We start from the raw sequence: 14,819 nt of genomic DNA on the forward strand, positions 1-14,819 counted from the left end.
AAGAGATATCATCGCCTAAATTGGCGCATAATGACCGATATGGCAATCATCTCGACACGGCTTTCATGACGTTTAGAAAAAATAAGAATCAAGATCCCTCCATCATTGTCCACTCCCTCAAGTCGCTGATTCAAGAGATCAGTGACTGGCGAAATTTATTCCGAACAGAATGGCCAATGCTGTTGCTACTGATCGGTGGGATCACCATACTTTTGTTTGCGTCAGAGCCCTTTCCACCTCGTAATATTTACCTTGCAGTCGGTCAAGAAGGTTCGAGTTTTGAACAACTTGGGAAAAAGTTCAAACCCTATTTCGCAGATGAAGGCATCACACTTAATTTGGTCAACACGAGTGGCTATACAGCGAGTATGCAAGCCATTAGCAGTCCAGAATCGACGTTGAATGCTGCATTTTCACTCGCAGGGATTGCACCCAAAGGACGCTATCCTAACCTGCAAACACTCGGCAGTATCGAGTACGTCCCCCTCTGGTTATTTCACCGCGGTATCAAACTTGATACCAGCACCGTCATGACCGCTTTTAAAAATGAAAAAATTGCGATAGGACCCGAGGGTAGCGGTACAGATATTTTAAGTAGTCGCTTGCTATCCCTCACAGAATTGAATGCAGATGACAATCCAAACTTTTTACACCTCAGCAATTTAGAGGCAACGGACAAGTTAATCAATGGTGAAATTTTTGGGATGTTTATTGCCGACGCAGAAAATAGTCCCAGCCTCAAGAAACTACTTAAACAAGATGACCTCAAAATTTTTAATTTTGAATACGCACAGGCGATTTCAAAAAAAATGCCTATCTTGAGCCCTGTCGTTTTACCAAAAGGCTCGCTTGACTTGCGGCATCAACGTCCCGCTCAGGACATCAACATGCTCGCCACCACTGCCACACTGATTATTAAAAAAGACACACATCCAGCCATTCAGCACATCTTCATGTCTGCAGCGGAACGTATCAGCCGAGACCTTGATCCTCTTTTTAGCAATCCAGATTTCTTCCCTGTTTATCTCGATCACAACCTCCCCTTGAGTCCGATTGCCTCGCGCTATTACGACAAAGGTGCGCCCGCGCTTGAAGGTAAAATGCCCTTGTGGGTTGTGAGTTACCTCGATAAAATTTGGTTGTTGTTAGTGGGTGCATTTGCGGTGATATTTCCGCTATTCAAGCTCTTTCCCAACTACAGACATACACGCGCCATCCTGCTCATTTCGAACGCCTACGAGGACCTTTTGCAAATCGAACGCGAAGCGCAAGAGACAACAGAAAGTCAAAAGCTTCTGACGCTGCTTGAGCGCTTACAAGAAGTTAACCTCGACACACTCAAAATTTCGATTCCTGCCGATGAGATGAATCGCTTGTATTCATTCAGGGGATCACTCAACACTGTCCGTCAACTCATTGCCAACAAAATCAAGGAGAATGAAAAATGAAAGAAGACACCTCCGGCACCTCAAGCAAGCGCTAATCTCCGCTGGGGCGCATCCAAGCGCTCAGTTGATAATAAAGCCGACCGATCCACTCGCGCACCACTACATCCGTTAACCCGAGCGCGCGTGGATCGGGCATTAAATCCATAGGTGTGAACGCATTCGCGCGCACTTTAAAGTCCACAGGAAATGCACTGACCTCAAAACCCTGACGTTCAAACTGTTGCTTGGCGCGAAGCATGTGAAAGGCTGAAGTGACTAGCAATATCTTTGAATCAGTCAGCATTGCTCTGACAGCAACCGCTTCTTGCGCTGTGTTTTGTGCATCCCCCGATACGCTAATACTTGCCTCAGGAATACCAAAACGTTGCGCATGCGCTTTAAGCACAGCCCCCTCACTTTGCGAGGTTTTTTCCCAAGGCAACACGCCGCCTGTAAAAATCAATCGAGGCGCTTTGCCCGCTTGATACAGATCAATACCCGCAAAAAATCGATCCGCATCACTCCATTCGGTCACCGGACCTGCAGCACCTTGCACGGGACTCATCATCCCGCTGAGCACAACAATCGCATCAGCGCGAGGGGCATCTTTAGCATCAGCTTTTAAACCTTTGCCTTCCAATTTTTCGAATAAAAAATCTGCTACGACAAACGTACTGGAGGCATATAACAATATCAAGCCTGCAACGCTGTAGCGCTTTTTATTTCTGAAGACCCCATAGACCACCAACAAGAGTGTGATGACAAGTGGTGAAAACAAAAAAGGCAAAATTTTATGCAAATAAATCATGTGTTCAATCACGCCTCCGATTGGAGCGCAAGCGCAGTGAGGGCTAATTTCGCCACGAACCTAACTGACCTAATTTTGGATCAAAGCGAGACCCGCGCGGCAACACATGCATTCTGATGCCTGATGCCCCGACCATGTCATTATCCTCATTCACAATATAGGCACGCCTCGCATCGTATATTTTGACGTGACCATTGCCCAATACGTCCCAACGCCCATCAGGACGGACAACCAAAGCGGTTTCCTCATCGATGCCCACGCCTAATAATTGCGGATGATCCAACACCGCACTCACTAGACGATTGTCGCGTGAGCGCCGACTAAAGTGTTGATCAATAATCGCGCCAGGCAACAGACCAAAGCCTAGTGTGACCTCAGTGCTACGTAACGCAACGGCATTGGGATCCTCGTTGATACGACCACTTGCTGTGCGACGCTCACCCGTCAGCATCGTTGCTGTCATCACCGCAGCTCCCGCTGAAGTCCCTCCGACCACCGCACCTTTTTCGTACTGAAATTCAATTGTTCTAAGCGCTCTCGTACCGAGCAATGACGCGGCCAATACGTTTTGGTCACCCCCTAAAAACCAATAGCCCGTAAAACCAGATAGCGTGGCATCCATTGAGCTCGATTGCGCTTGCTCTCGATTCATATTCAAAATAACGGTCTCTGCACCTAACCATGTGAATTCGGCAAGCACTTCGTCGGCCTCTTCATCATACTCAGTTGCAGCCATCGGAAAAATTGCAATGCGTGCGCGACCGGCTCCGCCTGCCAGCTCGACAAAACGCTTTTGAATCGTATACGGTGTATCTCCACCACCGACAATAATGAGCGAACCGCGTTTATGTTTCTCTATGTTAGCTTCGGCGTTCACTGCCGGTGCAACGAACGCCACAATGCAAAGCATTACACAAGCGAATAAAGCTTGCACATATTTATGCGTCGTCACTCTTTTTCTCATACGTAATGCCTTAATTCCTTGCGCATATGAAGCTTGAACTCAGTCGCAATCGGCGACAACTTTTTACTGGCAGGATGCACGATATGCCAATTAGAGAGAATCGGAAAGTCCAAGACATCGACCACTGCAACACCATGTTCTTTTTGCTGACCGTGCAAGGAATGACGAGAAACAATGCCAATCCCCAGACCTCCCGCCACGGCCTCCTTGATCGCCTCGTTACTCCCTAACTCCATCCTGATATCTGGTCTGAACTTATTTTTCTTGAAATACTGATCGACACCCATTCTCGTTCCAGAGCCCTGTTCCCGCAATATAAAGCGCTGCTCAGCGAGATTTTTTAATTCAACCCCTGCTTGCTTGACCAATATTGAGCGCGTTTCAGCAATCACGACGAGAGGATTTGCCATAAAAATCTCATCATTTAAATCCAAATCACTAGGCGGCTGAGACATGATGTAAATATCATCCAAATTTTCGCGCATACGCTGCACTACACCATCACGATTCAAGATTTCAAGCGACACATCGATTTCTGGGTATTTTTTGCAAAACGATCCGATCAAACGCGGCATAAAGTATTTGGCAGTACTCACCACAGCGACTCTGAGCTTGCCACGGGCGAGCCCCTTGACGCTATCCACGCCCTGTTCAAAAGCCTCCCATGTCTGAACGATCGCCCTTGCTGTCTGTGCGAGCTCACGTCCCATATCGGTGAGATGTACCTTTTTCGAAATCACCTCGAATAGTGAGACCCCTACGGACTGCGAGATCTCCTTGAGTTGCATTGAAGCAGTGGGCTGCGTCACATGCATCACCCTTGCCGCAGCACTCACACTCCCCGTCTCAGCAAGTGCGAGAAAAAGCTTGAGTTGTCGAAAAGTGATATTCATAGATTTTTATCTATATATTTATATATAAGAATCGATTTTACAACGAGCGGTCAGTCACACTAAGATTGCATGAAAGGACGCACATGCAAAATCTTCTCGACCCTGCCATTTTGTTTTTTATCTTCGGCGTACTAGCGGGTTTCGTCCGCTCCAATCTAGAAATCCCTCCCGCTATTTCCAGGTTTTTGTCTCTGTATCTATTGATGGCGCTTGGTCTCAAAGGCGGCTTTGCACTCGCGCAATCTGGACTCACTGCCGAAGTGGCCACGAGTTTGGGCGCTGCGATTCTGTTGGCTATCATTGTTCCGGCCCTAGGCTATTGGATACTCAAGCGCTTTCTCTCAGGGTTTGATGCGGCAGCCATTGCTGCCACCTATGGCTCTGTCAGCGCGGTCACCTTTGTCACAGCGATCCAGTTTCTAGAAAACCAAGAGATCGCATATGGCGGTCACATGGCTGCAGCCATGGCACTGATGGAGTCGCCCGCGATTATTTTGGCCGTCATCCTCGCCAACTCATTACGTCAACAAAAAGCGATTCCGATTGGAAAAATTCTGCATGAATCTTTTACGGATGGTGCACAACTGCTTTTACTCGGCGCCATGTTGGTGGGCCTCCTGACAGGTGACGCAGGCCAAGCCGACATGCAACCTTTTTCAGGCGATCTTTTTAAAGGCATGCTGGCGTTTTTCTTGCTGGATATGGGACTGATGACGGCACGCAACTTGCCTCAACTAAAGGGCATCTCACCCGCACTGATTCTCTACGCAGTGATTGGGCCACTTGTGCATGCCTCGATTGCACTTGGTCTAGCACTTCTACTCAATTTATCACCCGGAAATGCCACACTGCTGATGGTGCTGGCTGCCAGCGCCTCCTACATTGCCGTTCCAGCCGTACTGCGCTACGCCGTTCCCGAGGCCAACCCATGCTTGTATTTTGGTTTATCGCTCGGGCTGACCTTTCCGTTTAATTTGATAGTTGGAATTCCGCTTTACGCAAGGCTGGCTGAATATATCTTGGGCTGACACAAGTCCCTGTTAAGATTATGGTCTCTTCATTAGCAGCCGACTGACTCACCAACACATGGAATCCCTTCTCGTCTCAACAGGCGTTGTCGCGCTCGCCGAAATCGGCGATAAAACGCAGCTCTTAGCGTTCATCCTCGCCGCTCGTTTTAAAAAACCTGTACCCATCATTCTTGGCATCTTGGTGGCGACCCTGATCAACCACGGCCTCGCAGGAGCCCTCGGTGCTTGGATCACCTCAGCCGTGACGCCCGAAATCTTGCGCTGGGTGTTAGGTCTCTCCTTTATCGGCATGGCAATCTGGACCATGATTCCCGACAAGATCGAAGAGGAGGAAACCAAAGTTGCTCAAAAATTTGGCGTGTTTGGTGCCACACTCATCACTTTTTTCCTCGCCGAAATGGGCGATAAAACACAGATCGCCACCGTTGCCATGGCTGCCCACTACGCCGCTCCCCTCATGGTAGTGATCGGCACAACGCTCGGCATGCTCATCGCGGATGTACCGGCGGTCTTTCTTGGGGATAAATTAGCCAACAAGATCCCGATGAAGCTTGTGCACTCCATCGCCGCTGCGATCTTTGCCATACTAGGTATTGCGACCTTGTTTGGAGCCGGTGCGGGGTTTGGGTTTTAGAAAAACCATTTAAATCAAACATCTAAATCACTTTTGCCCTATAATTTACAAATCTAAAGTTGAAACTTGGATTTGTAAATGATCCCTCGTGATGCAGCACATACCCTGACTCGCCTCGCCAAGGGATTCCCTGTGATTGCGATTACCGGACCTCGTCAAGCGGGGAAAACTACGCTTGCACGCAATCTTTTCAAAAACAAACCTTATATTTCTCTGGAAAACCCAGATGAGCGGGATTTTGCGCTCACGGATCCAAAGCGGTTTTTGGCGCGCTTTCCTCAGGGTGCGATTCTGGATGAAGTTCAACGCTGCCCTCAATTACTGTCCTGGTTACAAGGTCTGGTCGATGAGCGACAACGCATGGGCGATTTTGTCCTGACAGGTTCGGCGCAATTCAGTTTGATCGAAAGCATCACACAAACTCTCGCAGGTCGTGTTGCGCGCGTTGAATTACTTCCCTTGAGCGCCTCTGAACTCGGACAAGTCAACAAGCTCCCAGAGACACTCACTCAAACGCTTTTTCAAGGGGGCTATCCGACACTGTATGACCGTCCTGTTAGCCCGCAAGACTGGTTCAGCAATTACGTCGCGACCTATGTAGAGCGCGACGTGCGTCAGTTGATCGCAGTGCGTGATCTAGGTCAGTTTCAAACCTTCGTCAAAATGTGCGCGGCCCGGACGGGGCAACTCCTCAACCTCACTGCACTAGGCGCAGACTGTGGCATTAGTGCCGTCACAGCCAAACAGTGGCTGACCGTACTCGAAACCAGTTATATCGTCACCTTGCTGCGGCCACACTTTCGCAACTACGGCAAACGACTCGTCAAAACGCCAAAACTTTACTTCTTAGATTCGGGTTTAGCGGCATGGCTCATGGGCATACGCGATGCCCAAACCTTAGAGACACACGCAGCGCGAGGCGCACTATTTGAAACATGGGTTGTCAGCGAGCTTTACAAACAACGTCTAAACGCGGGTCTCGCACCCGATCTCTATTTTTGGCGAGACAACTCAGGCCAGGAAATTGATGTCTTGTGCGAAACAACGCAAGGGCTTCAAGCCATCGAAATCAAATCAGGCAGCACCTACGCTTCAGACTGGGCACAGAGTCTCAAAAAGTGGCAATCACTCGCAGGCACAGAGTCCCTCGACTCGACCATACTGTATGGTGGAACAAACAACTTCGAACGCGACGCAATCACAGTATGGGGCTGGAAAGATGTCGCTCAAGCCTCACCGCTTCCACGGATCGCTTAATCGCTCATCCTGCAAAAAACCTTCATCCGTGAGGGCATGTAAAAACGCGATCAGGTCTTGCACCTCTTGTTCGTTTACCTGAAACCCCACTAATAATTCGCTTCGCTTCGGGCTCGGACCCGAGGGCTGTCCACCGGCACGCCCCCCGCGCGCGTAATGCGTGCGAATCACTGTCGCCAGATCCGGCACAGAGCCATCATGCATATAGGGCGCAGTTTTAGCAATATTTCGCAGAGTCGGTGTGCGAAACTTGCCCATATCCGAGGCTGCTCCCGTGAACTCTTCGATCCCCGTCTGACCTGTCGGATACGCGCCTTTTCCATCTACGTTGTAGAGACCCGTATTGTGAAAGCCAAGCTCCGGAAATGGCAGGCGTGCATGCTTGATATTGTCAGTAAAGTTCAGACCGCCATGGCAGTGATAACACTCCATTTTTTCACCAAAAAACAAAGCCTCGCCACGCTTAGCCTGTGGACTCAGTGCGGCCTGATCGCCTCCATAGCGAAACCGATCGTAGGGACTATCAAAGGACAGCAGTCTGCGTTGAAAACTCGCGAGCGCCTTGGTGACTGTTGAAAGGGAGTACAGCTGAGTCTCCCCGCCCTGCGCCTCTTTTGGAAAAGCGTCACGAAATAAACGCTGATAGACCGGCTCTGTTTTCAGCCGCTCAAACAAAAGTGCTTCCTTGCCCGCCATACCCATTTCAACCGGGTGCTCGCCGAAAAGCGGGATCAGCGCCTGGGCTTCCATGGAAGTCAACATCGGATTGGACCATGTCAACACAGGCAGATACGCAACATTTGTCAGTGACATTGCATTGCGAATCGCCGACTGCCCACTAATCCCTTTTGCAAACCGACGGCCATCTGTAAACGCCTTGTCTTGGTGATGACAGGTCGCACAAGACATCGTTTGATCTGCCGACAAACGTTGATCATAAAAAAGATGACGCCCTAATTCGACTTTTTTATCCGTCATAGGATTGTCGTCTGGCACCACAGGCACAGGGACCCATTGTGGAATATCCCACTGATAGGTCTGTGCAGCGACATTAAACTGTGCAGCACTTGCCATGATGCCTAAAAAAGACACCATGGCCAGGCGTAATAAACGCAATTTCATCGGCTTACCGTTTTATGATGAACTGCTGAGGACCCGAGGCAGCCTTGCCATCGTAGGGCAGACCCAGCACACTCATGATCGGCGGACAATCCGCATCCTTTGGAAAACTCATGCAGCCGGGCGAGGTTTTCGGTGCATTCACATCCACATTGGAACCGGCCAGGACTCGACCAATGTCCACCACCACCTGATTTTTCTTTAAGTCAAAGTCAGTCAGTGTCACGTCAATCCGGTTGGGATTCTGACAGGCGGTCGGTGCCTGCGTCCGTGATGGAGAGACACACATCGTGCTACCCAAGTGCACCGAAAAACCCGAGGCATTTCCACCACCGTGGGCGGCGGGCTTGGCAGACTGAATTGGGCGACCCGAGGTTGCCGTATCAAACTTGAGGAACTTGTAGCCGCCCTGCCAAATCCAGAACATGGCTGTCGAGCTCAACGGTGCAGGTGCAACTGTCGGGTCGCCATGGTTGCGCTCAAAGGGGACGCCCACGGTGAATTTGACCCCCGTATATTGTCCCGCAGGCGCGGTGCCTCGGACAACAGTATTCATCGGAGGCGTACCATTTCTGCAAGGACCCTGACCATTCTCAAAGTCCAGCAAAGCAATGCCTTCTAACTGCCAAGTATTGTCCTGAACCAACTGCACTGGGACAGCCTTTCCTTCTGCCGTCATCAAGTGCACTTGACTGACAAACATCCGAAAATCCGTCGGTGTCATCGTTGAGCGTGTCGTGCCAATATTTTTATAGGATTGACCACATTCAAACGACTGTCCGTTGACCTCTGCGACAAAGCGCAACTCAACGGGCCGAGTGGCAGTCTGTTGTGAAGGGACAGTCGAACATGCAACTAACAATGATGTTCCGACTAAAGCTAAATAATTTTTCATCTTTATTCCTTAATGTTTGTGATCGTGCTGAGGCGCTTGCGAGCCTCTGGGTGTCTGCACCCAGACCATGACTTTCTTTTCCCCTGCGTGACGAAACGTCAGCCAGATCGGAAAGCGATCGCCGTTTTTCAAAGGGGCGTTGAGATTGACCAATAACAAGTGATAACCACTTGCCGCATCGTGTCGAAAAGAAGGTCCTTTGCCACTCGGCAAATTCACTTCCTTGATGACTAGATCTTCCGGAACTGCGCTCCCCGGCTCAGTACGTCGGATATCAACACGTCCAGCAACATCGGCACGCGCGCCAATCAGCGCATCAGCATTTTTCCCGCCATTCTCAAGGGAGCGAAAATACACAGCACTATTTTTCTCGCCAGATGGAGTGGGCGTCGCATAGGGGTGATCGACTTTTAAACCGTCGGCTTTATAGGTGTGACCATGGACCACACCCATCGCAAAGGGCAGCGCCGCGACGCTTGCCAACAATGCGCGACGCACGAGTTGAACTCGGCTCATGACTTCTCCAAATATATAAACGCAGCTCCCCGCGCCTAAAGGCGAGAGGCTCTCTGGATTTAGAACTTAGGAGAGTACGGGTGGCGCTCTGGCGAGCTGAGGTGCCCAGACAAACTGGGACTGAGGTGCTTGATAAAAAAGCGGTGGGAAAAACGCAAGGACTCGGACATTCAGAAAAGTCTGCGCTGCAGGGGGTGCGAAGGGGGTGAGCTGAAGATGACAATAAGGACAGTCCTCAGCATGTGCATGGTGCTCCCCTGAAGAGTCTTGCGAAATCAACCCCGACTCCGAAAAACTGATTCGTTTGACACCCTCAGTCGTACAAATCTCAATCAACGCAGACTGCGCCCCCTCCATCACGATCACTTTGGAAATCGTGGGCGCAGAAACGGCCAACAACATCACCGCGAGGAGAGTTGTAGCAAGGCGTTTAAGTTGAGTGAGGCTAAACATAAGAAATAATTCTACTGCAATTGAACACTCATGACTTTCCCTTGATCGGCTTGCCTGACAGCCAAAAGTCAGAGTCATGCTGTATAAAAGCATTTCTTACAAAAATACCGGAGATTGACATGCGCATTATTTCGACCATGACCCGCGCCCTCGTCGCAGGCGCCGCCCTCGTCGCACTGGCGCATGGCACCGCCTCGGCACAAGCTGATTATCCAACGCGTCCCGTAAACGTGATCGTGCCCCAAGGCGCAGGTGGCGCTAACGACACCATTGCCCGCATTATTTCCGCCAAGCTCAGCGAGGTTCTAGGCCAACAATTTGTAGTTGAAAACCGTACAGGCGCGGGTGGCAACATCGGCACCGCCGCCGCCGCAAAAGCTAAACCAGACGGTTACACACTGATGCTGACGACCAACGGCGCTCAGGTCATCAACCCTTGGCTCTATAAAACCACAGGCTTTGACCCCATCAAAGACTTCACACCTGTTGGCCTCGTGGCCAGCGCTGGTTATGTGCTTGTCGCCAACGCCGCTTTTCCAGCCAACAATGTCAACGAACTGATTGCTCAACTCAAAGCTAACCCGGGCAAATACAACTATGCCTCGGCAGGCAATGGCACGCTCAATCACCTGATCATGGAAATGTTCAAACAGCAGGTCGGCCTCAACATACAACATGTGCCCTATAAAACTGCTTCTGCAGCAGCAGCAGATGTGGCAGGTGGAATCGTTCCCGTCTCAGTACAAAGTGCGCCCTCCTCCCTGGGTTTAATTAAAGCCGGAAAAATCAAAGCCTTGGCTGTCACGAACGAAAAACGTATCGGTGCACTGCCTGACGTGCCTTCCATCAGCGAAACAATCCCAGGCTTTGGCTCGACCCCCTGGTACGGCATTTTGGCCCCCGCAGGCACACCTGTCGCCATCGTCAACAAGCTCAACGCAGCCATTAAGACTGCCTTGGCTGACAAAGATGTCCAAGAGCGTTTGCTCAAGCAAGGCTGTGAGGCGCTTGAGAGCACACCTCAACAGTTCGCCACACTCATCAAAGATGATCTGGCCAACTGGCAGAAAATCGTTAAAAGCTCGGGCGCAAGCGTAGACTAAAGGACGCACAAGTTGGCTTGATCAGCTCTTGATCGAGCAATAAAAATGAGGCGGCTTCCCAAAAGGATTGCAGCCTCATTTGCATTTAAAACAGTCGCCTCTAGACTCAAACACTCACTCAAAGACTTACTGAGACATTTCCACATCTGGCGAAACAATTTGCTCACCATATTTCAAAAAGTTTTCTCGATGTCTTCTGTAAAACAATAAGCCTTCTTTGAGGCTTGCGACCGTCGCCCCTTGCTCCAGCATTTTGTCCCAGAGATTCCAATCCTCTTGCGGATGCCCAACGTGTTCGAATCTCCTCTGGTATCCCACACGTTGACCGAAATCAGTGCGATACATCATTGAGCCGTGGTGCTGCGCTTGGCGATCCCAATACAAGTCACCCAAATGCGGGCGCGTTTCGCCAGGCACGCGTGTCAAGATTTCTTCTTTGAGCTCACCGGTTACTACGATGTCATAGGTCACGATGTCCGTTGTCGCCATTGACAACAGCTCAATCGAATCAGACCTGAGCCAATTGTCTGCGCCAATAAAAAGCACATACTCAGTTTCTACCCTTGAGAGCATGTCTTGAAAGTTATTCACTGTGCCTAAATTTTTAGGCCTGAGAATATATTCAATATCCGGGTACAAGCTGGGGAGATGGCCGCAATCCATCCCGCCATCATCGACAAATAAAATTCTCGAAGGGGGGCTGGTTTGGGATAACAAAGACTCGATGCAATGTGCAGCAAGGTGTCCGTATCGATACGAAGCAATCACGACAGTAATCATAGTGGTGCGCAGTAGATCATGAAAGTATTCCCAAACCCGTGAAGACCACACCAAAGATGTGTGTGGTGCGCGCCATATATGTTGACGCAAGCGACTTTTACGTCAATGATTCATAGATAACAGTTAAAAAACCAAAGAGGAGCGAGACAATGAAAGAAACCATTCGCATCGGTTCAGGTGCTGCGTGGTGGGGGGATCGTGTCGAACCCGCCGCACAAAACGCAGCGCAAGGCGATCTAGACTACCTATGCTTTGAAACCATGGCAGAGGCTACTGTCTCAGCCGCACAAGTCAGGGCCAGACGCGACAAGTCCTTTCCGGGCTACGACACCTACCTGGATGACCGCATGAAGGCTGTCCTACCCGCCTGCATGAAACGCGGCACCAAAATCATTACCAATCAGGGATGGATTAACCCAGACGCCGCTGCGAGGCGTGTTGCTGTACTTTTACAAGAATTAGGTTACAGCGGTGTGAAAATCGCCTCGGTCAATGGCAGCCTCATCACAGAGCATGTGCTTGAGCTAACCGATACCATCATGGAAACGGGAGAAAAAACCTCTACGCTTAAGTCCACCTTGATCTCTGCCGAGGCCTATCTCGGGGCGGAGCCCATCGTCGAGGCCCTGAAAGCAGGCGCCCAAATCGTCATCACCGGACGGGTGGCAGACCCTTCGATCTTTATGGCGCCCATGATGTTCGAGTTTGGCTGGGATCCCTTAGATCACGTCAAGCTTGGCCAAGGTACTGGCATCGGCCACCTGATGGAGTGCGGCGCACAAGTCACCGGCGGTTATTTTATGGATCCAGGTTTTAAAGACGTACCTGAACCCTGGAAATTTGGCTTCCCCATCGCAATAGTGAGCCGTGACGGCAGCGCCATCATCACCAAAGTTGCCGGCACAGGTGGTGCGGTCACGTTACAGACTGTCAAAGAGCAACTCCTGTACGAAGTCCACGACCCTGCCAACTACCTCACCCCCGATGTCGTGGTGGACTTCACCGCGGTCAAACTCGAACAAGTCGGGCCAGATCGCGTGCGTGTGAGCCACATCAGCGGCAAGCCCCGCACACCCACACTCAAAGTCTCGATCGGTTGCACCGAAGGGCATATCGGCGAGGACATGTTTTTTTATGCTGGCCCTGGCGCTCTGCGTCGTGCCCAGATTGCCAAAAAAGTACTCGAAGAACGCTTCAAAATCGTCAAACTACAAGCCGAAGATCTCCGCATTGATTTTCTGGGCTTGAATGCCATCCATGGCGATGCCACCCCAGCAGATGCTCCTGAGCCCTACGAAATTGCGGTGCGCGTTGCTGCACGAACCAAAACGAAAGAAGAAGCCGCCAAGGTTGGACGCGAAATTGATGGCATGGCCGTTTCAGGCATTGCACATACGGGCAAGCGCGTGCCGCACCAGGACCGCACACGCGAAGTCATTGGCGTATGGTCCTCACTCGTCCCGCGCGAAAAAGTCCCTGCGTCTGTCACCTACATTGAGAGCTAAGCCATGAAAGTCAAACTACAACACGTCGCGCACACGCGCTCGGGCGACAAAGGCAACACATCCAATATTGCAGTCTTTGCTTACGCACCAGAGCTTTATCCACTGCTCAAAGAACAACTCACCGAAGAACGCTTCAAAAAATTCTATGGTGGCGCCATTACGGGTACCGTGACGCGCTATGACGTTGACAATATTCATGCGATGAACTTTGTCTGTCAGGGCGCTCTCGGTGGTGGCGTCTCCAGAAGCCTGTGTCTGGACAACTATGGCAAAGCACTTTCTGCCGCAGTGCTAGGCTTTGAGATCGAAGTGCCCGAGCATTTAAAAGCATTTCTTCAGGCCCCAGAGTTGATTACCTGATAGTGAGGCAATCCCTACTGACCTGACTAGACCGATCATGTAACAAAAAACCTCATAATAATTAGGAGACATCATGACTCATCCCACTCGTACTCACACACGTCGCACCACCCTCAAAGGTCTCGCACTCACCACGATCATCGCATGGTCTGCCCTCGCCTCTGCACAAACGACCGACAAGACCTTGCGTATCGTCGTGCCCTACCCTCCAGGCGGTACAACAGACCTCTTGGCACGCAACCTCGCGCCTGGCCTACAGCAACGCACCGGCATGACCGTCGTCATTGAAAACAAAGCGGGCGCAGGCGGCGTGATCGGTTCACAACAAGTCTCTAAAGCCGCCCCCGATGGTAAAACACTTGTCATGGGCACGATCGCCTCCCACGGCATTATTCCTGCGCTCCAATCACCACCTCCTTACGATCCCACCAAAGATTTTGTGCCTGTGACGCTTGTCGCCAGTACGCCCAACGTTTTATTGGCGAGCCCCGCGTTTCCTGCCAAGGACGTCAAAGAGCTCATCGCGATGGCAAAAGCAAAACCAGGCTCGATTAATTTTGGTTCAACCAGCCATGGTGGCTCGCCACATATGAGCGGCGAACTGCTCAAAACACTCGCACAAATCGATATCGCCCATATCCCTTACAAAGGCGGCTCGCCTATGTTGACCGACCTGATGGGTGGACAAGTCCAAATCGGCTTTGACAACCTGCCGTCATCAATGAGTCTGATTAAAGCAGGCAAAGTACGCGCGCTAGCCGTTACCACGAATACCCGTTGGCCTGCCGCGCCAGAGATTCCCACCTTGGCCGAAGCAGGTGTGCCTGGTTATGAAATGTCAGCATGGTTTGGCTTGTTTGCGCCGGCAGGAACGCCCAAACCACTCGTGGATGACTTAAACAAACACATCGTGGCAATTTTAAATACGCCTGAGATGCAAAAGAAACTACTAGAGCTGGGCGCGCAACCGGTCGGCGATACGCCTGAACAGTTTGCCGCCTATGTCCGAGCCGATAACAAAAAATGGCAGGATGTCGGCAAGGCCAACAATATCAAGCTCAATTAATCAAGGTA

16 protein-coding genes are annotated in these 14,819 nt (G+C 50.8%); 8 read left to right on the forward strand and 8 right to left on the reverse strand.

What is annotated here, in order from left to right:
- Positions 1-65 precede the first annotated feature (65 nt).
- Entirely contained in the window at positions 66-1,448 is a 1,383-nt protein-coding gene (locus tag WBJ47_RS10605; RefSeq protein ID WP_422243043.1) for a TAXI family TRAP transporter solute-binding subunit, read from the forward strand.
- A gap of 31 nt (positions 1,449-1,479) precedes the next feature.
- On the opposite strand, the gene WBJ47_RS10610 is transcribed toward WBJ47_RS10605, so the two are convergent.
- Genes WBJ47_RS10610 through WBJ47_RS10620 form a run of 3 tightly spaced genes read right to left on the reverse strand, consistent with a single transcriptional unit; the run spans position 1,480 to position 4,092 of the window.
- Positions 1,480-2,235, reverse strand: coding sequence for a YdcF family protein (locus WBJ47_RS10610; RefSeq protein ID WP_422243044.1), 756 nt, complete (start codon positions 2,233-2,235; stop codon positions 1,480-1,482).
- 43 nt (positions 2,236-2,278) lie between these two features.
- Positions 2,279-3,187: a cyanophycinase gene (locus WBJ47_RS10615; protein WP_422243045.1), complete on the reverse strand. Its 909-nt coding sequence runs from the start codon at positions 3,185-3,187 to the stop codon at positions 2,279-2,281.
- Positions 3,188-3,195: 8 nt separating this feature from the next.
- The gene (locus tag WBJ47_RS10620; RefSeq protein ID WP_422243046.1) at positions 3,196-4,092 is read right to left on the reverse strand and encodes a LysR family transcriptional regulator; all 897 of its coding nucleotides are present in this window, start codon (positions 4,090-4,092) and stop codon (positions 3,196-3,198) included.
- Positions 4,093-4,175: 83 nt separating this feature from the next.
- On the opposite strand from WBJ47_RS10620, the gene WBJ47_RS10625 reads away from it, so the two are divergent.
- From WBJ47_RS10625 to WBJ47_RS10635, 3 genes are all read left to right on the forward strand, one after another.
- Complete coding sequence (locus WBJ47_RS10625; RefSeq protein WP_422243047.1) at positions 4,176-5,120, forward strand: sodium-dependent bicarbonate transport family permease; 945 nt, start codon at positions 4,176-4,178, stop codon at positions 5,118-5,120.
- Between the two features lie 58 nt (positions 5,121-5,178).
- Positions 5,179-5,757: a TMEM165/GDT1 family protein gene (locus WBJ47_RS10630; RefSeq protein WP_422243048.1), complete on the forward strand. Its 579-nt coding sequence runs from the start codon at positions 5,179-5,181 to the stop codon at positions 5,755-5,757.
- 78 nt (positions 5,758-5,835) lie between these two features.
- Positions 5,836-7,014 carry an ATP-binding protein gene (locus tag WBJ47_RS10635; protein WP_422243049.1) on the forward strand — a complete coding sequence of 393 codons (1,179 nt, stop codon included), beginning with the start codon at positions 5,836-5,838 and terminating at the stop codon, positions 7,012-7,014.
- Here WBJ47_RS10635 and WBJ47_RS10640 read toward each other — a convergent pair.
- From WBJ47_RS10640 to WBJ47_RS10655, 4 genes are all read right to left on the reverse strand, one after another.
- Positions 6,991-8,136, reverse strand: coding sequence for an MbnH family di-heme enzyme (locus WBJ47_RS10640; protein WP_422243050.1), 1,146 nt, complete (start codon positions 8,134-8,136; stop codon positions 6,991-6,993). The genes WBJ47_RS10635 and WBJ47_RS10640 overlap by 24 nt on opposite strands.
- A gap of 4 nt (positions 8,137-8,140) precedes the next feature.
- On the reverse strand, positions 8,141-9,028 hold the full coding sequence (locus WBJ47_RS10645; RefSeq protein WP_422243051.1) for an MbnP family copper-binding protein: 888 nt from the start codon (positions 9,026-9,028) through the stop codon (positions 8,141-8,143).
- Positions 9,029-9,037: 9 nt separating this feature from the next.
- Positions 9,038-9,544 carry a copper chaperone PCu(A)C gene (locus WBJ47_RS10650; protein ID WP_422243052.1) on the reverse strand — a complete coding sequence of 169 codons (507 nt, stop codon included), beginning with the start codon at positions 9,542-9,544 and terminating at the stop codon, positions 9,038-9,040.
- Between the two features lie 66 nt (positions 9,545-9,610).
- Positions 9,611-9,997 (reverse strand): DUF2946 domain-containing protein, encoded by a 387-nt coding sequence (locus WBJ47_RS10655; protein WP_422243053.1) that lies wholly within the window; start codon positions 9,995-9,997, stop codon positions 9,611-9,613.
- 119 nt (positions 9,998-10,116) lie between these two features.
- Between WBJ47_RS10655 and WBJ47_RS10660 the strand changes: the two genes are divergently transcribed.
- Complete coding sequence (locus tag WBJ47_RS10660) at positions 10,117-11,100, forward strand: Bug family tripartite tricarboxylate transporter substrate binding protein (RefSeq protein WP_422243054.1); 984 nt, start codon at positions 10,117-10,119, stop codon at positions 11,098-11,100.
- Positions 11,101-11,226: 126 nt separating this feature from the next.
- Here the strand turns inward: WBJ47_RS10660 and WBJ47_RS10665 are convergent, their stop codons facing one another.
- Positions 11,227-11,880, reverse strand: coding sequence for a glycosyltransferase family 2 protein (locus WBJ47_RS10665; protein ID WP_422243055.1), 654 nt, complete (start codon positions 11,878-11,880; stop codon positions 11,227-11,229).
- Positions 11,881-12,029: 149 nt separating this feature from the next.
- On the opposite strand from WBJ47_RS10665, the gene WBJ47_RS10670 reads away from it, so the two are divergent.
- From WBJ47_RS10670 to WBJ47_RS10680, 3 genes are all read left to right on the forward strand, one after another.
- Entirely contained in the window at positions 12,030-13,385 is a 1,356-nt protein-coding gene (locus WBJ47_RS10670; protein WP_422243056.1) for an acyclic terpene utilization AtuA family protein, read from the forward strand.
- Positions 13,386-13,388: 3 nt separating this feature from the next.
- Positions 13,389-13,745: an AtuA-related protein gene (locus WBJ47_RS10675; protein WP_422243057.1), complete on the forward strand. Its 357-nt coding sequence runs from the start codon at positions 13,389-13,391 to the stop codon at positions 13,743-13,745.
- 73 nt (positions 13,746-13,818) lie between these two features.
- Positions 13,819-14,811, forward strand: coding sequence for a Bug family tripartite tricarboxylate transporter substrate binding protein (locus tag WBJ47_RS10680; protein WP_422243058.1), 993 nt, complete (start codon positions 13,819-13,821; stop codon positions 14,809-14,811).
- The last annotated feature ends 8 nt before the right edge of the window (positions 14,812-14,819 follow it).

Origin of the sequence: Zwartia sp., from assembly GCF_049655405.1 — a bacterium.
Classification (GTDB): domain Bacteria; phylum Pseudomonadota; class Gammaproteobacteria; order Burkholderiales; family Burkholderiaceae_B; genus Zwartia.

What these genes read in the sequence shown, in the direction of transcription:
- WBJ47_RS10605 (WP_422243043.1), top strand. Translation starts at nt 66, where the DNA reads ATGACGTTTAGAAAAAATAAGAATCAAGATCCCTCCATCATTGTCCAC.
- WBJ47_RS10610 (WP_422243044.1), bottom strand. Translation starts at nt 2,235, where the DNA reads ATGATTTATTTGCATAAAATTTTGCCTTTTTTGTTTTCACCACTTGTC.
- WBJ47_RS10620 (WP_422243046.1), bottom strand. Translation starts at nt 4,092, where the DNA reads ATGAATATCACTTTTCGACAACTCAAGCTTTTTCTCGCACTTGCTGAG.
- WBJ47_RS10625 (WP_422243047.1), top strand. Translation starts at nt 4,176, where the DNA reads ATGCAAAATCTTCTCGACCCTGCCATTTTGTTTTTTATCTTCGGCGTA.
- WBJ47_RS10630 (WP_422243048.1), top strand. Translation starts at nt 5,179, where the DNA reads ATGGAATCCCTTCTCGTCTCAACAGGCGTTGTCGCGCTCGCCGAAATC.
- WBJ47_RS10635 (WP_422243049.1), top strand. Translation starts at nt 5,836, where the DNA reads ATGATCCCTCGTGATGCAGCACATACCCTGACTCGCCTCGCCAAGGGA.
- WBJ47_RS10640 (WP_422243050.1), bottom strand. Translation starts at nt 8,136, where the DNA reads ATGAAATTGCGTTTATTACGCCTGGCCATGGTGTCTTTTTTAGGCATC.
- WBJ47_RS10645 (WP_422243051.1), bottom strand. Translation starts at nt 9,028, where the DNA reads ATGAAAAATTATTTAGCTTTAGTCGGAACATCATTGTTAGTTGCATGT.
- WBJ47_RS10650 (WP_422243052.1), bottom strand. Translation starts at nt 9,544, where the DNA reads ATGAGCCGAGTTCAACTCGTGCGTCGCGCATTGTTGGCAAGCGTCGCG.
- WBJ47_RS10655 (WP_422243053.1), bottom strand. Translation starts at nt 9,997, where the DNA reads ATGTTTAGCCTCACTCAACTTAAACGCCTTGCTACAACTCTCCTCGCG.
- WBJ47_RS10660 (WP_422243054.1), top strand. Translation starts at nt 10,117, where the DNA reads ATGCGCATTATTTCGACCATGACCCGCGCCCTCGTCGCAGGCGCCGCC.
- WBJ47_RS10665 (WP_422243055.1), bottom strand. Translation starts at nt 11,880, where the DNA reads ATGATTACTGTCGTGATTGCTTCGTATCGATACGGACACCTTGCTGCA.
- WBJ47_RS10670 (WP_422243056.1), top strand. Translation starts at nt 12,030, where the DNA reads ATGAAAGAAACCATTCGCATCGGTTCAGGTGCTGCGTGGTGGGGGGAT.
- WBJ47_RS10675 (WP_422243057.1), top strand. Translation starts at nt 13,389, where the DNA reads ATGAAAGTCAAACTACAACACGTCGCGCACACGCGCTCGGGCGACAAA.
- WBJ47_RS10680 (WP_422243058.1), top strand. Translation starts at nt 13,819, where the DNA reads ATGACTCATCCCACTCGTACTCACACACGTCGCACCACCCTCAAAGGT.